The organism is Streptomyces sp. NPDC058650, assembly GCF_042717315.1.
Taxonomy (GTDB): Bacteria; Actinomycetota; Actinomycetes; order Streptomycetales; family Streptomycetaceae; genus Streptomyces.
Map to the genome: position 1 here is coordinate 240,163 of NZ_JBHXRL010000006.1, position 15,661 is coordinate 255,823.

The following is a 15,661-nucleotide window of genomic DNA, read 5'->3' on the forward strand; positions in this document are numbered from 1 at the left end:
ATCCGCGAGCTTAGACGGATCTCGGCTGGATCGTGGGCGGGTGTTCGGGATCCGGAACGCGGTTGCTCCAGCCGCCGTGGACGGACCGCCCCTGCTGCTCGCGGAAGCGGATGGGCGCGGTGCCGACCCGGCGGGTGAAGAGCCGGGAGAAGTAGGCGGGGTCGTCGTAGCCGACGCGGCGGGCGACGGCCGCGACGGGGAGCTCGGTGGCGGCGAGGAGTTCCTTGGCGCGGCCGAGGCGGACGGTGAGCAGGTAGTCCTTGGGGCTGCAGCCGGCGGCGCGGCGGACGGCGGTGCGCAGTTCGGCGGCGGTCATGCCGTGCCGGGCCGCGTGTTCGGCGACGGAGAGCGGCTGGAAGGCGTCGCGGGCGAGGGCGGCGAGGACGGGGTCGCCGTCGGCGTTGGTGTCGGCGCGGGCGCGGCGCAGGGCGACGAGCAGCTCGTGGACGGCGGCTCCGGTCTCGACCTCCAGGAGGGGGTTGCCGGGGCGGGCGGCGCGGGCTATGCGGCTGATGGCGGCGCGGGCGGGGGCGGCGTCGGAGAGGGGCACGACGGGCCGGTCGGGCTCGATGTAGCCGAGCTCGGTGTACGTGGCGGTGGCGGGTCCCGAGAAGTCGACGAAGGCCTCGTCCCAGCCGGTTCCGGGGTCGGCGGCGTAGTGGTGGGGGGTGCCGGGGGTGAGCCAGATCAGGGCGGGGGCGGTGACGGCGGTGCGGCGTCCGTCGGCGCCCAGGTACCAGCCGCTGCCCGCGGACACGACGACGGCGACGTGGTGGTCGAGGGTGCGGGGTCCGACCGTGGGCAGGGTGCCGTGCTGGAGCCCGACGCCGAGGCAGACGAGGCCGAGGCGGTGGTGGACCGGGCCGGGCGTGAAGTAGCGCATCCAGGTGTGGTACATGCCGGGTGGGCCTCCCTGACGTCCGCTGCGACGTCTCTAACGTCCAAACTGCGACGATCTTTGTCCATGGACCGGTCCGCCGCCAGAGGGCGAGGGTGAGGCCATGAGCACGTTCGCTGTGGGTGACGAGGACTTTCTGCTCGACGGGCGGCCGGTGCGCCTCCTCTCGGGGGCGTTGCACTACTTCCGGGTGCACGAGGCGCACTGGGAGCACCGGCTCGGGATGCTGCGCGCGATGGGCCTCGACTGCGTCGAGACGTACGTCCCCTGGAACCTGTACGCGCCGGAGCCCGGCCGGTACGGGGACGTGGAGGCGCTCGGCCGGTTCCTGGACGCGGTGGAGCGGGCCGGGATGCACGCGATCGTGCGCCCGGGTCCGTACATCTGCGCCGAGTGGGAGAACGGCGGGCTTCCGCACTGGCTGACGGGACCGCTCGGGCGGCGTGTGCGGACCCTCGACCCGGAGTTCCTGGCGGCGGTGGAGGCCTGGTTCCGGCGGCTGCTTCCGCAGGTGGTGGAGCGGCAGGTCGACCGGGGCGGCCCGGTGGTCCTGGTGCAGGTGGAGAACGAGTACGGGAGTTACGGCAGCGACCGGGCGTATCTGGAGTGGGTGGCGGAGCTGTTGCGCGCGTGCGGGGTGAGCGTGCCGCTCTTCACGTCGGACGGTCCTGAGGACCACATGCTGACGGGTGGTTCGGTGCCGGGGGTGCTCGCGACGGCGAACTTCGGCTCGGGGGCGCGGGAGGGCTTCGCGACGCTGCGGCGGCACCAGCCGAAGGGGCCGTTGATGTGCATGGAGTTCTGGTGCGGCTGGTTCGACCACTGGGGCACGGAGCACGCGGTGCGGGACGCGGCGGACGCGGCGGCGGCGCTGCGGGAGATCCTGGAGTGCGGGGCGTCGGTCAACGTGTACATGGCGCACGGCGGGACCAACTTCGGCGGCTGGGCGGGGGCGAACCGGACGGGCGAGCTGCACGACGGGGTGCTGCGGCCGACGGTGACCTCGTACGACTACGACGCGCCGGTGGACGAGGCGGGGCGGCCGACGGAGAAGTTCCGGCGCTTGCGCGAGGTGCTCGCGGAGTTCGCGGAGGGACCGCTGCCCGAGGTGCCCGAACCGCCGGCGCGGCTCGCGGCCCCGGTGCGGGGCGGCCTCGTGGCGTGGGCGCCGCTCGACGAGGTCCTGGAGGTGCTCGGCGACGAGGAGTCGCGGGCGCCGGTGCCGCCGTCCTTCGAGGAGCTGGGCGTGGACCGTGGCCTGGTTCGCTACCGGGTGGCGGTCCCGGGGCCGCGGCAGCCGTACGCGCTGGGGGTGACGGGGCTGCGGGACCGGGCGACGGTGTACGTCGACGGGGTCCTGGCGGGGGTGCTCGACGCCGAGGACGCGACGCTCGTGGAGCCGGTGGCGGGTCCCGCCCTGGTGGACCTGTGGGTGGAGTCGCTGGGCCGGGTCAACTACGGGCCGCGGCTCGCGGAGCCCAAGGGGATCACGGGCGGGGTGCGGCACGAGCGGCAGTACCTGCACGGGTTCCGGGCTCAGGGCCTGCGTCTGGGCGCCTTCGAGGCGGCGGCGGTGGCGAAGGTGCCGTTCCGGCCGGCGGCCGGGGAGACGGGGCCGGGGCTGTACCGGGCCGAGGTGGAGGTGGCCGGGCCCGGAGACGCGACGCTCTCCCTCCCGGACGCGACGCGCGGCTTCGTCTGGGTGAACGGCTTCTGCCTGGGCCGGTACTGGAACGTCGGCCCGCAGGAGTCGCTGTTCGTGCCGGGGCCGGTGCTGCGGGAGGGCGCCAACGAGGTGTGGGTGCTCGAACTGGAGGGCGGGGCGGGGGCGGACGTCGCCCTCGACGTCCTTTCCCACTGAATCAGGGGATCACGCGCGTGAAGGCGCCCCGGAGCCGAGGCCGCTCCGGGGCGCCCGTTCACGGTTCGCCGTTACAGCGTGGCCGCGGCCGACTTGATCGCGGAGGCGAAGGTCGAGACCTCCGTGTAGACGCCGGGGTAGCCGGCCCGGGCGCAGCCCTCGCCCCAGCTCACGATGCCGACCTGGATCCAGGCGCCGGCGTTGTCCTTGCGGAACATCGGGCCGCCGGAGTCACCCTGGCAGGTGTCGACGCCGCCCTGGCTGTATCCGGCGCAGATCTCCTCGCTGGGGACGAGGTCACTGCCGTACGAGGCCTGGCAGGAGGCGTCGGAGACGAACGGGACGTTCGCCTTGAGCATGTAGCGCTGCTGCGATCCGCCCTCGCGAGCGGCGCCCCAGCCGGCCACGGTGAAGGTGCCGCTGTTGTACGCGGTGGTCTCGGCGATCTTCAGGGTGGGCAGCGAGGTGATCGGGCTCGCGAGCTTGATCAGCGCCCAGTCCTTGCCCTTGCCGTTGTAGCCCGGGGCCTGGAGGACCTTGGTGGACCTGACCTTGATCGCGCTGCTGCTCTGCAGGTCCACGACACCGGCGGTGGCGGTGATGCTGGTGTTGTTGCCGGAGCCGCTCACACAGTGGGCCGCGGTGAGGACGACCTGCGGGGTGATCAGCGAACCGCCGCAGCCCATCGAGAGCCTGACCATCCAGGGGAACTCGCCCTGGGCGGCGCGCACGCCGCCGACGACGGGCGCCGGGGCGGCGGAGGCGGTGGTGGGCTGGAGGCTGACGGCGGCGAGGACGACGGCGCCGGCGGCGGCGAGCTTCTGGAGGGCGCCGACCAGTCGGTTCTTCTTCACGCGTGCTCCTTCTTCCATGGGGGGTTGAGCCCGACGGGGATGACATGAGCCCGTCAAGCCATGTCCGGATTATGGACAGCGCTCAACTGCCGCCACAAGAAAGCCTTTTCGGCCAGAACCCGTGGAGGGACCGTACAGTGGAAGGGAGGGGGGATCCGGCATGCCGAACCGTCAGGGGGCCTTTCGTGTCGGCCGCGGCTTCCCGCACCGCGCGGAGGTCCGGGCCTCGCTCACCGCGCTCTACCGGCGCCTCTCCCCCGACGGTGTGCAGCGGTTTCCGGCGAGCGTGCCACCCGCCGACACGGCCATCGGCGACGACGAGGACCTCCATCTGGGCACCCAGCGGGTGGCCCGCGCGCTCGTCCACCACCTCCGGCTCCCCGACGCCCGCATCGTGGCGAGTTTCCGCCCCATGGAGCACGCGGCCACCGTCGAGCTCGCCGCCGGACCCGAGTACTTCGTCGAACTCAACGACCGCTTCCGGACCCGTCGCCGGGACATCGGCGCGGCCCTCGCCCACGAGATCACCCACGTCCTGCTGCACCGGCTCGGACTCGGCTTCCCCGGCACCGCGGAGAACGAGATCCTCACCGACGTCGTGACCACCTACCTGGGCGCGGGCTGGCTGCTCCTCGACGCGTACCGACAGGACGGGGTCGAGAGCCAGAGGCTCGGCTATCTGACCCCGGACGAGTTCGGCTACGTCCTCGCCAAGCGGGCCGAGGTCTTCGGGGAGGACCCCTCGCCGTGGTTCACCAGCGCGGTGGCGTACGAGGCGTGGGTACGGGGCCGGGCCGAGGCGGAGCGGGAGCGGCGGCAGCCGCCGCTCGCCGGGGCGGGCTGGGCGGAGCGGCGGCGGTACGGCAGGGAGCGGCGCCAGGGCCGGGCGGCGGCGGGAGCCCCGTACTCCTTCGACGGCGGGACCCCCGCGACCGGCGTCTCCTTCGCCTGCCCGGTCTGCCTCCAGCGGCTGCGGGTCCCCGCGGGGCGGTCCCTGCGGGCACGGTGCGGGGTCTGCGGCTCGGTCCTGGAGTGCGCCGCCTGACCCGGGTACGGGGCTGCGGGGACGGGCCGTCCGGGGATTCGGCGGCGCGTGCCCCGGCCCCCGTACGGGGAATGGATTTGCGCCATGTGCGGACGGCGCGTCAGGGTCGGCGCATGAGTACGCTGTTCGACGCCATCCGGGCCGGGGACGAGGACGGGGCCGTACGCGCCCTGCGGAGCGGGGCGGACCCCGAAGACCGGGAGGACGGGGAGACCGCGCTGTACCGGGCCGCCGTCGGCAACGAGCCCGGGATCGTCCGGGTGCTGCTCGCCGCCGGGGCCGATCCGGGGCGGCGCAGCGGCGAGGAGGACAGCGACCTGCCCCTGTGCGGGGCGGCCTGCGGCGGGCACGCCGAGGTCGTCCGGGCGCTGCTCGCGGGCGGCGCGCCGGCCGACCAGGAGGAGGAGTTCGGCTTCACCGCGCTCGCCTGGGCGCTCCGGCTCGGCCACGCCGACACGGCGCGGGTGCTCCTGGAGCACGGCGCCGACCCGGGCCGCCCGGGACCCGACGGATTCCTCCCGCTCGTCGCCGCCGCCCGGCGCGGCTCCACCGCCTGCGTACGGGCGCTGCTCGACCACGGGGCTGCCGCCCCGGAGGCCGCGCTGCGGGAGGCACGTCGGTGGATCGGCGCCGACATCGCGGCCGAGCTCCGGCGCGGGCTCGTCGCGGGGAACGACGGCGGGCAGACGTACGAGGCGGTCGTCCGCCGGGTCCGGGAGGACGGCGGGGTGACGGTCGTCGTCGAGCTGCTGCGGGAGGACGGCGCGCCCACGCGCGGCGACGAGCGGCAGACCGGTCACGCGGCGATCGCCACGCTCCTGGAGGCGGCGATCGGGCTGCGCACCCCGCACGAGGAACTCGCGGCGCGGGCGCTGCGCTGCGGGGACCCGGAGCTCGACGCCTGGACGACGGCGGTGGCCGAACTGGCCGGCCGTGCCGACGAGGAGACCTTCGTCGCGGCGGCGGGCTGGTGCGCCTACCGCGATCCGCTGCGGCGGGCGCTCGGCGCGCGGGTGCTCGGCGCGCTGCCGGGCTTCGCGGCGAGCGCGCTGCCGGTGCTGCGCCCGCTCGCCGCCGAGGCCGTGCCCACGGCGCGGGAGCCCCTGCTGTCGGCGGTGCTGGCGCTCGGGGAGTGCGGGGACCCGGCGGCGGTGCCCGAGCTGCTCGCCGCGGCCGGGCATCCCGAGGCGGCGGTGCGGCGGGCGGTCGCGGGGGCGTTGGCCGGGATCGTGCCGGCGGGGCACGCCGAGGCCCTCGGGGTGCTCCTCGCGCTGAGCCGGGACGGCGACGCCCGGGTGCGGGACTGGGCGACGCTCGCCCTCGCCGAGCTGCCCGACGACACCCCTCTCGTCCGGGAGGGGCTCGCCGAGCGGCTCGGCGACGACGATCCGGAGACGGCGGCGGAGGCGGCGCGGGGCCTTGCGATCCGTCAGGATCCCCGGGCCGTGGACGCGTTGGCGACGATCCTCGCGGACGGCGACCCGGACGGCGCGGCGCGCGAGACGGCGCTCGCCGCCCTCGAACACGTCCGGGACGCCCGGGTCAGGACCCGCCTGGAGTGGACGGCCCCGCGCCGCGGCTGACCGGGGCGGGGTCGGCCGGCGGTCGTCTCAGCAGCCGTGGTCGATCAGGTCGAACGAGGCGTAGTGGTCGGCCGTGTAGTAGTCCTCCTGGAACGAGTTCCCGGTCACGATCCGGCGGGCACCGCGGGTGGAGACGCCCGGGGTCTCGACCGTGTACTCGTGGTAGTAGCCCAGCGAGTGGGACGGGAGGATCCCTTCCCGGTTCTGGAAGACGGCGCCGTCCTGGCGGTACGGGTAGGGGCCGCCCGCGTCGATCAGCCGCAGGGTGGTGTGGGCCTGGGAGGGCAGGTCGGAGTAACAGATGTCCCCGACGGCCGCGGTCGCCGCGAGCGAGGACGCGACGGTGGCGGGGGCGGGGGCCGGCGCGGCGGTGGCGGGGGCGCCGAGGAGGAGGGAGGAGAGCAGGGCGGCGGCGACACCGCCGGCGAGGGTGAATCGAGGGGGGATTCGCATGGCTGGATGATGACGCGCGTAGAGCGGCGCCCGGAAGGCCAACCCTCTTCAATTCCCCGGACGTTCACCGCTCGTCACCACTCGTGCGGATGTCGTGCACGACGTTTCGCCCATCGCGAGCACACCTCTCCCGCCCGGCCCCGGCGACTGCTACCTTCCTCCCCAGTCGCCTAACAAACGTTTGGTGGGCCCGTCCGCCCGTCAGCCCGTATGTCCATGAGGGAGTCCGGCCATGCCCCTGTCCCGACGCGCGCTGCTCACCACCACCGGCGCCACCGCCCTGTTCGCGGCCCTGCCGGCGAACGCGCAGGCGCACCCGAAACCGCGAGCACCCCGGAACACGATCCGCCAGATCCCGCTCCAGGGCGCGGTCAACGTCCGCGATCTCGGTGGGTACCGCACCTATGACGGCGGCCGGGTCCGCCAGGGCCTCGCCTACCGGGGCGACCACCTCGGCAAGCTCACCGCCGCCGACCTCACCACCCTCGCCGGGCTCGGCCTCGGCACCGTGGTCGACCTGCGGATCCCGCTGGAGGTGCGGTACGACGGCGCCGACCGGCTGCCGGCCGGTACGGTCCCGGTCGCCCGGCCCGTCACCGACAACGGTCTGTTCGGGCAGCTGACGGCCGCGATCGGCTCCCGCGATCCGGTGCGGCAGGAGGAGATGCTCGGCGGCGGGCGGGCGGCCGCCTTCATGAGCGACGTGTACCGGACCTTCGTCACCGACGCCGCGAACCGGGCCGCGTTCGCCGCGAACCTGCGGGACCTGGCCGACCCCGCCCGGGGGCCGCTGCTCTTCCACTGCACCTCGGGCAAGGACCGCACCGGCTGGACCGGCTATCTCCTGCTCACCCTGCTGGGCGTGCCGACGACGGCGGCCCGCGCCGACTACCTGGCCTCCAACACCCTCCGCGCCGCCTACGACGCCAAGGTGCGCGAGGGACTCAAGCAGGGCGGGTTCATGCAGAACCCGGACCTGATCGTGCCGCTCCAGGAGGTGCGTCCGGAGTATCTCGACACCGCCCTCGACCAGGTCCGGGCCTCATACGGAAGCCTTCTCCGTTACTACTCCGTCGGCCTCGGCCTGGAGTTCCGCGACGTGCTGGCACTGCGGGAACGGCTCGTGCTCGGCGCCTGACGTCCGCCGCGGGCGGCGCCCGCCCCGGCACCGCGCCCGGCACCCGCGCCGGAGCCGGCACCCCGGCCGCCGCCGGAGCCGCGACCCGCACCGGCCGCGGCGCGGCCCGTGCCGCCCGCGGAGCGCCCGGAGCCGCTCGCGGAGCCGGATCCACGGCCCGTGGACGTACCGGAGCCGGAGGCGCGCCCCGAGCCCATCGACGTGGTCGTGGTCGTACCGCTTCCGCCACCGGCGGGCGCGGGACGGCGACGACGGCCTCGGCCGCCACCGGCGCCGCTGCCGCCGGCGCCCGCCGCCTTGCGCGGCGGGGTCGGCTGCGGCGTCTCGATGACGATCGCGACGCCGGAGGGCTCCTTGGCGCCGGTCAGATCGGTCAGGTGCTGGTCGCTGGACTTGATCTGCGCCGTGCGCGGGCTGATCCCGGCGTTCGACATCAGCCGGCCCATGTCCCGCTTCTGCTCGGGCAGGACCAGGGTGAAGACGCTGCCGGACTCACCGGCGCGGGCGGTCCGGCCGCCGCGGTGCAGGTAGTCCTTGTGGTCCATCGGCGGGTCGACGTTCACGACCATGTCGAGGTCGTCGACGTGGATGCCGCGGGCCGCCACGTTCGTCGCGACGAGCGCGGTGACCTGGCCGGTCTTGAACTGGTCCAGGGTCCGGTTCCGCTGCGGCTGCGAGCGGCCGCCGTGCAGGCCCGAGGCCCGTACGCCGTTGGCGAGGAGCCGCTTGACCAGCCGGTCCACCGCCCGCTTGGTGTCGAGGAAGAGGATCGTCCGGCCGTCGCGGGCCGCGATCTTCAGCGTGACGGCCTTCTTGTCGGTCTCGTCCATGACGTACAGGACGTGGTGCTCCATGGTGGTCACCGCACCGGCCGACGGGTCGACCGAGTGCACGACCGGGTCGTCCAGGAACATCTTGACCAGCTTGTCGATGTTCCGGTCGAGCGTGGCCGAGAAGAGCAGCCGCTGGCCGCCCGGCTCGACCTGCTTGAGCAGCTTGGTGACCTGCGGCAGGAAGCCCATGTCGGCCATCTGGTCGGCCTCGTCGAGGACGGTGACGGCGACCCGGTCGAGACGGCAGTCGCCGCGCTCGATGAGGTCCATGAGCCGGCCGGGCGTGGCGATGAGGACCTCGGCGCCGCGCCGCAGCGCGGAGGACTGCCGGGAGATCGACATGCCGCCGACGACCGTGGTGATCCGCAGGCGCAGGGCGCCGGCGTACGGGGTGAGGGCGTCGGTGACCTGCTGGGCGAGCTCGCGGGTGGGCACCAGGACCAGCGCGAGGGGCGCGGTGGGCTCGGCACGGCGGCCGGCGGTGCGGGCGAGCAGCGCGAGGCCGAAGGCGAGGGTCTTGCCGGAGCCGGTGCGCCCCCGGCCGAGGACGTCGCGCCCGGCGAGGGAGTTCGGCAGGGTCGCGGCCTGGATCGGGAACGGCTCCGTCACACCTTGCTCGCCCAGAATCCGCAGGAGGCCCTCGGGCATGTCCAGGTCGGCGAAGGAGGCCACCGCGGGGAGCGCGGGCGTCACCGTCTCCGGCGGGGTGAACTCGCTCGGCGGCGGGGGCGCGGTGGGACGACGGCCACCGCGGGCGGCCTTCGGCTGTGACGTGGACTTCGGGGCGGTGCGGGGGCTGCGCTTGAAGGGGCGTTCGGAGCGGGTCATGCGTGCCTTCCTGGCCGGTGCTCGCGGCACAGCCGGGGCCCGCACCTGCACGATGCGGGCCCCGGCTGTTCTACCCGGAACACGCGAACGGGCCCCGGCTGTGTCTCCCGGAGCACGTGAACGAACCCCGGCTGCTTCTCCCGGAACACGCGATACGCACTCCGGATGTCTCTACAGGAACAATAGTGCGCCTCAGGACCTTCCCGCCCCGCCCGACCGATGCCCGGACGGATCAGACCAGGCCCGGGCGCCGCGACGTGGGCGACTTCACAGCCGTTCCGTGATCGTCGGAGGTGACCGGCCTGTCGGTCACCCGCGTACGGCGACTCCGTCCAGGACCATCGACAGGTACTGGCGGGCGATCTCCTCCGGGCTGTGCTGTCCACCGGGCCGGTACCAGGACGCGGCGACCCAGACGGTGTCGCGCACGAACCGGTAGGTCAGCCGGACGTCCAGGTCGGCGCGGAACACCCCGGCCGCGACGCCGCGCTCCAGCGTGCCCAGCCACGCCTTCTCGAACCGCTCCTGCGAGTCCACGAGGTAGTGGAAGCGGGGCAGGTCGGTGAGGTGCCGGGACTCCTTCTGGTAGATGGCGACGGCCGCGCGATGCCGGTCGATCTCCCGGAAGGACTCGGTGACCAGCGCCTCGATGGTCTCGCGGGGCCCGAGTCCGGCGCCGAGGACGGCGTCGTACCCCTCCCACAGCTCGTTCAGGAAGCTGGAGAGGATCTCGTCGAGCATCGACTCCTTGGAGTCGAAGTGGTAGTAGAGGCTGCCGGCGAGCATGCCGGCGGCGTCCGCGATCTTGCGGACGGTGGTGGCGTTGTACCCCTGGGCGGCGAACACCTCGGCCGCCGTGTCGAGGAGCTCACGACGCCGCTCGGGCCCGGCGCTCACCTGGGTCTTCTTCTTGCTGGCAGTGTTCGGCACCCGCCCATTCTCGCCCCGGCCCGCGGCTCAGGACTCCTCTCGCGGCGGGCTGTCGTCGTTGCCGCGCCGGATCGTCCGCACGGGACGCCCGGGGGCCCAGGTCCGCAGGACCATCTCGTCGCCTTCCACCCGGATCCGTACGACCTCGGTGGGTTCCACCCGGAAGAGGTGGAAGGGCAGCGGCGCGCCCACGTCGGCCGCGTACCGCTCGACGGTCCCGGGGTCGGTGATCTCGACCGCCCGGCCTGAGACGCGGACGTCCCCGCCGCCCATGCCGGTGCCGGAGCCGGGGTTGGCGAGCAGCGCGAAGCGCGGGTCGCGGCGCAGGTCGAGCGCCTTGCGGGAGTGCGGCATCATGCCGAGCCAGAGCTCGCCGAAGCGGAAGTCCGCCTCGATGCCGCTGAGCCGGGGCGAGCCGTCCTTCCGCACGGTGGCGAGCGCGTGGTGCGTGTACTGCCCGAAGCGCTCGCGCACGGCCGCGGCGAGCTCGGGTTCGGCGGCCGCGAAGGCCGACCAGGTGTCTGCGGTGTCTGCGGTGTCTGCGGTGTCTGCGGTGGGTCCCTTGTCTCCCATGGCTCCAGCAAACACCGGATACCCGACATCCTCTGTCCGGATTACTCCGAACGTTTCCGAGGAGGCTCGGCGTGCCTCATGAGGTCGCGGCGCGCTCCTGTGCGCTGCGCTCGACGCAGAACTCGTTGCCCTCCGGGTCGCCGAGGGTCGCCCAGCCGGTGCCGTCGGCGTTCCGCCGGTCGTCGAGCAGGGTGGCGCCGAGGGCGAGCAGCCGCTCGATCTCCTCGTCGCGGGTGCGGTCCTGCGGCTGGAGGTCGAGGTGGACGCGGTTCTTCACCGACTTCGCCTCGGGGACCTGGATGAAGAGGAGGCTCACGCCGGGCGACTCGACGGTGGCCTCGGGGTCGCCGGGAAAGTCGTCGACGGCGAGCTTCGCGTCCAGCGCCGCCGCCCAGAAACCTGCCAGGGCGTAGGCGTCGACGCAGTCGATGGTCACGTGTCGTACGAGAGAGGTCATGGCGTCATGATCCCCCGGACGTCGCGGAGTCGGCCACCGGAATACCCATCGCCCGTTCGGCGGCGGCGAGTTGCCTGTTCTCGGTGACCGCGACAAGCGCCGCGAGGGAGGAACGGGTGTCCTGGAGGCCGTGGATCTCCTCGTCGATGGCGTCGAGCCGGGCGACGAGCATCGGGCTGAGGCAGGGCTCGATCTCCGTCTCGCTGCCGCACACGCAGTCCAGGACCTCGGCGATGACCCTCGTCGGCAGCCCGGCGCCGAGGAGGGCCCGGATGCGGCGGACGACGGCGGGGGCGTCGGAGCCGTACACCCGCTGCCCGCCCGGGGTCCGCTCCGAGGCGAGGAGACCCTGCTCCTCGTAGTAGCGGAGCAGCCGGACGCCGACGCCGGTCTCGCGCGACAGCTCACCGATCTTCACTGTGACCCCCCTCACATCGGCCCGTTCCCGCTTGAACCTCACACCGGTGTGAGCTCCTACGGTTCCGGACATGACGAACAACACGATCGACACGAACACCACGAACACCCACGCCCGTACCGGCGAGGCGTCCGGCGTCGACCCGACGATATTCCAGCTCGGGGGCGACCTCCCGGTCCGGCGCATCGGATACGGCACGATGCGCCTCGCCGACGGCCCCGGCGACCCGACGGGCCCCGAGGCCCGCATCTGGTCGGCCCCTGCCGACCGGGCGGCCGCGCTGGCCCTGCTGCGGACGGCCGCCGATGCGGGGGTCACCCTCTTCGACACGGCCGACGCGTACGCGCTGGGAGCGGGCGAGGAGCTCCTCGCCGAGGCGCTCCGCCCCTACGGCGACACCGTCGCGGTGGCCACCAAGGTCGGTGTGGTCAGGCCCTCCGCCACCGAGTGGGTACCGCTCGGCCACCCCGCCTATCTGCGCCAGCAGGCCGAACTGAGCCTGCGTCGGCTGCGTACGGAGCGGATCGACCTGCTGTACCTGCACCGTCTCGACGAGAACTACCCGGTCGCCGAGCAGGTGGGGGCGTTGCGCCGGCTCCAGGAGGAGGGCAAGGTCCGGCACGTCGGACTGTCGGAGGTCACGGTCGCCCAGCTGGAGGAGGCCGAGTCGGTCACCCCGATCGCGGCGGTGCAGAACCTCTACAACCTGGCGGCCCGCGACCACGAGGCCGTGGTCGAGCACACGGCGGGGCGCGGCATCGCCTTCGTCCCCTTCTTCCCGATCGCCATGGGCGGGCACGCGGGGCCGGACGGGCCGGTGGCCCGCGTCGCCCGCGAGGTCGGCGCCACCCCGTCCCAGACGGCCCTGGCCTGGCTCCTGCACCGGGCCCCGCACATCGTCCCCATCCCCGGTACGTCCTCGGCGGCGCACCTCCTGGAGAACCTGGGCGCACTCGACCTCGCGCTCACCGAGGAGCAGTTCGCGCGGCTGGAGGAGGAAGGCTGAGGCCGACGGACCCGGCCGGGCGAAGGCAGGGGCGGGGGCAGGGGCGAGGGCGAGGGCGGGGGCGGGGGCGGGGGCGGTTCAGGAGCGGACGATGCCCTGAGCGCGGGCCGCGGCGAGCCAGGCGGGGAAGTCGGCGACGAGCCGGTCGTACAGCTCCGCGTCGGGGACCCGGTTCGGATCCTGGCCCGCGTGGAAGAAGCCGGCGTTGTCGATCGGCCGCTTGGCCGGTACGTCCAGCTCGTCCAGCTTGCGCAGGAACTCGAACTGCCGGCTGCCGGGGTCGCCGAAGCCGATGAACTGCCAGAAGATCGGCAGCCGGGCCGCCTTGCACACGTACCGCTCGGCGGCCGGCTTGTTGATCGGCCCTCCGTCGGTCTGGAAGACGACCAGCGCGGGGGCGGTGGAGCCGCTGTCCAGGTAGTGGTCGATGACGGCGTCCATGGCCAGGTGGTAGCTGGTCTTGCCCATGTGGCCGAGTCCGGCGACGATCCGTTCGATGCTGCCGGCGTGGTCGTCGAGCCGGATCTCGGTCTCGGCGTCGATGTCGGTGGAGAAGAAGACGACCGGTACGCGGCCGTCGTCGTCGAAGTGCGCGGAGAGCCCCAACACCCGGTCGGCGAGCGCCTGGACGCTGCCGTCGGCGTAGTACGGCTTCATCGACCCCGAGTAGTCGACGACCAGGTAGACGGCGACCCGCTGCCCGCCCATGCCGTGCCGCCGGAGCGACTCCCCCGCCGACGTGTAGAGGCCGGCCAGCGCGGGCGCCGTCTCCTCGACCTTCCGCAGGCTCATGGCCATGGGCTCTCCTCCTCCTCGTTCGCCTTCTCCAGCCGCTCGATGTCCGCGAGCATGGCGTCGGCCAGGTCGCGCTCGGCCGCGTAGTACCGCTCGGCCCAGGTGAGGGTGAGCCGGGGGTACGCCCACGCCTCGTCGGCCCCCGCGTCCGCGACGTCGGCCTCGGCGCGCAGCCGCATGCCCTCGGCGTACTCCCGGTGTCCGGCCAGGATCTCGCGCGTCCGGTCGGGTTCGAGGAGATGGCCCAGCCAGAGCCGCAGCATCGGCCCGTGCTTGAGGACGGGCGGGTCGAGGGGGGCCGTGCGGGCCCAGGTGCGGACGGCGGCGAGGCCTTCGTCGGTGATCCGGTAGACGCGCTTGTCACGCGTACCGGTCTCCGGTGCGACCAGGCGCGAGGTGGCGTAGCCGGTCTTCTCCAGCCGTTTGAGCTCGCTGTAGATCTGACTGAACGACGGGCTCCAGTAGAAGAGGCGCAGGGACCGGTCGGACCACTTCTTGAGGTCGTAGCCGGACAACTCCCGCCCGAAGGAGAGCAGTCCGAGCACGGCCCAGCCGGTCGCCGGAAGCCCGGGCAGTGCCTCCGGGGCCCCCTCCGTCGTCTCGTCCACGGACGGAAGTGTACGGCGCTTCCCTCCTCCACCTATGCCTGCTAGAAGTATTTCGATTAGGCATAGGCGCCGCAGCACAGGTTCGGGAGGAGCTCACCGTGAAGTTCTCCATGATCTTCGAAGCACAGCTCGTCGACCCCACCCCCGCACGCGAGCGCGCGGTCATCCACGACTGCGTCGAACAGGCCGTCCTCGCCGAGGAGATGGGATTCGACCGCGTCTGGGCGGTCGAGCACCACTCCCTCACCCAGTACGCCCACATGAGCGCGTCCGAGATCTTCCTGACCTGGGTCGCCGCCCGCACGCGGACCATCCGCGTCGGGCACGGGGTGGTCACCATGCCCTTCGGGTACCAGCACCCCGTCCGGGTCGCCGAACGCGCCGCCATGCTCGACGTGCTCTCCGGCGGCCGACTCGACGTCGGCGCCGGCCGGGGCGCGACCCGCCAGGAGATGCGGATGTTCGGGGTCGACCCCGAGGACACCCGGCCGCAGACGGAGGAGGCCCTGCGGATCTTCGCCGCGGCGTGGCGCGAGCCGGAGTTCGAGTGGCACGGCTCCCTCGACATCGGCCCCGGCGCGGTCCTGCCGCGCCCCGTGCAGCACCCGCACCCGCCCCTCTTCATGGCCTGCTCGCAGCACGACTCGCTCCGGCAGGCGGCCGAACTCGGCATCGGCGCCCTGGTGATGGGGTTCGCGGGCGCCGACGACGTCCGCGCGATGCGCACGGTGTACGACGAGGCCATCGCCGTACGGGACGGGTCTCGGTTCGTCTCCACCGAGGTCAACGACCACTTCTCCGCCCTCTGCCCGACGATCGTCCTGGACGACGCCGACCGCGCCCTGCGGCTCGGCACGCGCGGTCAGCGATTCTTCGCCGAGTCGATCGCCCACTGGTACGGCGGCGCCCCGGCGCCCACCGGCTACGCGGAGGACGAGGACCACGCGGGCGCCCTCGAAGAGGAGCGGCGGAAGCTGGTGGCCCGGCTGCACGAGGCGAGCATCCCGGCCCGGCCGGTCGACACCGGCACGTACAACACCGACCACGCGTACGGGGACTCCGCGACCGCGATCGCCTACGTGGAGCGGCTGCGGGAGATCGGCGTGGACGAGGTGATGTGCCTGATCCAGATGGGCACGGTGCCGCAGGAGGTCTGCCTGGAGACGATCCGCCAGTGGGGCACGAAGGTCATCCCGCACTTCCGCGCGCCGACGACGCCCGGCTGACGGATTCACCGGAGCCACCCCGGACCACGAACACGGGGTAGCGCCCACCGGCGGGCACAGAACCACGACGAGCAGCCGGACGCGCCGCCGAGCCCACGACCTCGCCCACGACGGACAGCCGAGGACGTGTAACGGGAGCACCGCGGCGCCCACCC

The 15,661-nt window shown here is 73.5% G+C and carries 16 protein-coding genes; 6 read left to right on the plus strand and 10 right to left on the minus strand.

Features of this window, described 5'->3' with window-relative positions:
- Positions 1-10 precede the first annotated feature (10 nt).
- Positions 11-898, minus strand: a complete 888-nt coding sequence (locus tag ACFWWU_RS13320) for an AraC family transcriptional regulator (protein WP_384143486.1) — start codon at positions 896-898, stop codon at positions 11-13.
- 103 nt (positions 899-1,001) lie between these two features.
- Between ACFWWU_RS13320 and ACFWWU_RS13325 the strand changes: the two genes are divergently transcribed.
- A complete protein-coding gene (locus ACFWWU_RS13325; protein ID WP_384143489.1) occupies positions 1,002-2,759 on the plus strand; it encodes a beta-galactosidase family protein in 1,758 nt (585 codons plus the stop codon).
- Positions 2,760-2,830: 71 nt separating this feature from the next.
- Here ACFWWU_RS13325 and ACFWWU_RS13330 read toward each other — a convergent pair whose 3' ends face one another.
- Positions 2,831-3,631 carry a S1 family peptidase gene (locus ACFWWU_RS13330; RefSeq protein WP_384143492.1) on the minus strand — a complete coding sequence of 267 codons (801 nt, stop codon included), beginning with the start codon at positions 3,629-3,631 and terminating at the stop codon, positions 2,831-2,833.
- Positions 3,632-3,773: 142 nt separating this feature from the next.
- Between ACFWWU_RS13330 and ACFWWU_RS13335 the strand changes: the two genes are divergently transcribed.
- A complete protein-coding gene (locus ACFWWU_RS13335) occupies positions 3,774-4,658 on the plus strand; it encodes a hypothetical protein (RefSeq protein WP_384143495.1) in 885 nt (294 codons plus the stop codon).
- 113 nt (positions 4,659-4,771) lie between these two features.
- Positions 4,772-6,241, plus strand: a complete 1,470-nt coding sequence (locus ACFWWU_RS13340; RefSeq protein WP_384143497.1) for an ankyrin repeat domain-containing protein — start codon at positions 4,772-4,774, stop codon at positions 6,239-6,241.
- Between the two features lie 27 nt (positions 6,242-6,268).
- On the opposite strand, the gene ACFWWU_RS13345 is transcribed toward ACFWWU_RS13340, so the two are convergent.
- Positions 6,269-6,694, minus strand: coding sequence for a ribonuclease domain-containing protein (locus ACFWWU_RS13345; RefSeq protein ID WP_384143500.1), 426 nt, complete (start codon positions 6,692-6,694; stop codon positions 6,269-6,271).
- A 232-nt stretch (positions 6,695-6,926) separates the two neighbouring features.
- Between ACFWWU_RS13345 and ACFWWU_RS13350 the strand changes: the two genes are divergently transcribed.
- On the plus strand, positions 6,927-7,832 hold the full coding sequence (locus ACFWWU_RS13350; protein ID WP_384143503.1) for a tyrosine-protein phosphatase: 906 nt from the start codon (positions 6,927-6,929) through the stop codon (positions 7,830-7,832).
- On the opposite strand, the gene ACFWWU_RS13355 is transcribed toward ACFWWU_RS13350, so the two are convergent.
- The 5 genes from ACFWWU_RS13355 to ACFWWU_RS13375 all read right to left on the minus strand — a co-directional run bounded on the left by ACFWWU_RS13355 (position 7,760) and on the right by ACFWWU_RS13375 (position 11,871).
- A complete protein-coding gene (locus tag ACFWWU_RS13355; RefSeq protein WP_384143506.1) occupies positions 7,760-9,493 on the minus strand; it encodes a DEAD/DEAH box helicase in 1,734 nt (577 codons plus the stop codon). The genes ACFWWU_RS13350 and ACFWWU_RS13355 overlap by 73 nt on opposite strands.
- 309 nt (positions 9,494-9,802) lie before the next feature.
- Positions 9,803-10,423 carry a TetR/AcrR family transcriptional regulator gene (locus ACFWWU_RS13360; RefSeq protein WP_384143509.1) on the minus strand — a complete coding sequence of 207 codons (621 nt, stop codon included), beginning with the start codon at positions 10,421-10,423 and terminating at the stop codon, positions 9,803-9,805.
- A gap of 27 nt (positions 10,424-10,450) precedes the next feature.
- Complete coding sequence (locus ACFWWU_RS13365) at positions 10,451-10,996, minus strand: pyridoxamine 5'-phosphate oxidase family protein (protein ID WP_384143512.1); 546 nt, start codon at positions 10,994-10,996, stop codon at positions 10,451-10,453.
- Positions 10,997-11,072: 76 nt separating this feature from the next.
- Positions 11,073-11,453 (minus strand): VOC family protein, encoded by a 381-nt coding sequence (locus ACFWWU_RS13370; protein WP_384143515.1) that lies wholly within the window; start codon positions 11,451-11,453, stop codon positions 11,073-11,075.
- 4 nt (positions 11,454-11,457) lie between these two features.
- Positions 11,458-11,871 carry a MerR family transcriptional regulator gene (locus ACFWWU_RS13375; protein ID WP_384143518.1) on the minus strand — a complete coding sequence of 138 codons (414 nt, stop codon included), beginning with the start codon at positions 11,869-11,871 and terminating at the stop codon, positions 11,458-11,460.
- 70 nt (positions 11,872-11,941) lie between these two features.
- On the opposite strand from ACFWWU_RS13375, the gene ACFWWU_RS13380 reads away from it, so the two are divergent.
- Complete coding sequence (locus tag ACFWWU_RS13380) at positions 11,942-12,877, plus strand: aldo/keto reductase (protein ID WP_384143521.1); 936 nt, start codon at positions 11,942-11,944, stop codon at positions 12,875-12,877.
- A gap of 78 nt (positions 12,878-12,955) precedes the next feature.
- On the opposite strand, the gene ACFWWU_RS13385 is transcribed toward ACFWWU_RS13380, so the two are convergent.
- Together ACFWWU_RS13385 and ACFWWU_RS13390 are read right to left on the minus strand one after the other, a co-directional pair.
- Positions 12,956-13,675 (minus strand): VWA domain-containing protein, encoded by a 720-nt coding sequence (locus ACFWWU_RS13385; RefSeq protein ID WP_384143523.1) that lies wholly within the window; start codon positions 13,673-13,675, stop codon positions 12,956-12,958.
- On the minus strand, positions 13,666-14,280 hold the full coding sequence (locus tag ACFWWU_RS13390; protein ID WP_384143526.1) for a PadR family transcriptional regulator: 615 nt from the start codon (positions 14,278-14,280) through the stop codon (positions 13,666-13,668). The genes ACFWWU_RS13385 and ACFWWU_RS13390 overlap by 10 nt, the downstream gene beginning before the upstream one ends.
- 98 nt (positions 14,281-14,378) lie before the next feature.
- Here ACFWWU_RS13390 and ACFWWU_RS13395 point away from each other — a divergent pair, with 98 nt between their 5' ends.
- Complete coding sequence (locus ACFWWU_RS13395) at positions 14,379-15,506, plus strand: LLM class flavin-dependent oxidoreductase (protein ID WP_384143528.1); 1,128 nt, start codon at positions 14,379-14,381, stop codon at positions 15,504-15,506.
- Positions 15,507-15,661 lie beyond the last annotated feature (155 nt).

Excerpts from the sequence above, each read along its gene's own strand:
- ACFWWU_RS13385 (WP_384143523.1), bottom strand. The coding sequence starts at position 13,675 with ATGGCCATGAGCCTGCGGAAGGTCGAGGAGACGGCGCCCGCGCTGGCC.
- ACFWWU_RS13350 (WP_384143503.1), top strand. The coding sequence starts at position 6,927 with ATGCCCCTGTCCCGACGCGCGCTGCTCACCACCACCGGCGCCACCGCC.
- ACFWWU_RS13335 (WP_384143495.1), top strand. The coding sequence starts at position 3,774 with ATGCCGAACCGTCAGGGGGCCTTTCGTGTCGGCCGCGGCTTCCCGCAC.
- ACFWWU_RS13320 (WP_384143486.1), bottom strand. The coding sequence starts at position 898 with ATGTACCACACCTGGATGCGCTACTTCACGCCCGGCCCGGTCCACCAC.
- ACFWWU_RS13345 (WP_384143500.1), bottom strand. The coding sequence starts at position 6,694 with ATGCGAATCCCCCCTCGATTCACCCTCGCCGGCGGTGTCGCCGCCGCC.
- ACFWWU_RS13325 (WP_384143489.1), top strand. The coding sequence starts at position 1,002 with ATGAGCACGTTCGCTGTGGGTGACGAGGACTTTCTGCTCGACGGGCGG.
- ACFWWU_RS13380 (WP_384143521.1), top strand. The coding sequence starts at position 11,942 with ATGACGAACAACACGATCGACACGAACACCACGAACACCCACGCCCGT.
- ACFWWU_RS13355 (WP_384143506.1), bottom strand. The coding sequence starts at position 9,493 with ATGACCCGCTCCGAACGCCCCTTCAAGCGCAGCCCCCGCACCGCCCCG.
- ACFWWU_RS13340 (WP_384143497.1), top strand. The coding sequence starts at position 4,772 with ATGAGTACGCTGTTCGACGCCATCCGGGCCGGGGACGAGGACGGGGCC.
- ACFWWU_RS13330 (WP_384143492.1), bottom strand. The coding sequence starts at position 3,631 with ATGGAAGAAGGAGCACGCGTGAAGAAGAACCGACTGGTCGGCGCCCTC.
- ACFWWU_RS13365 (WP_384143512.1), bottom strand. The coding sequence starts at position 10,996 with ATGGGAGACAAGGGACCCACCGCAGACACCGCAGACACCGCAGACACC.
- ACFWWU_RS13370 (WP_384143515.1), bottom strand. The coding sequence starts at position 11,453 with ATGACCTCTCTCGTACGACACGTGACCATCGACTGCGTCGACGCCTAC.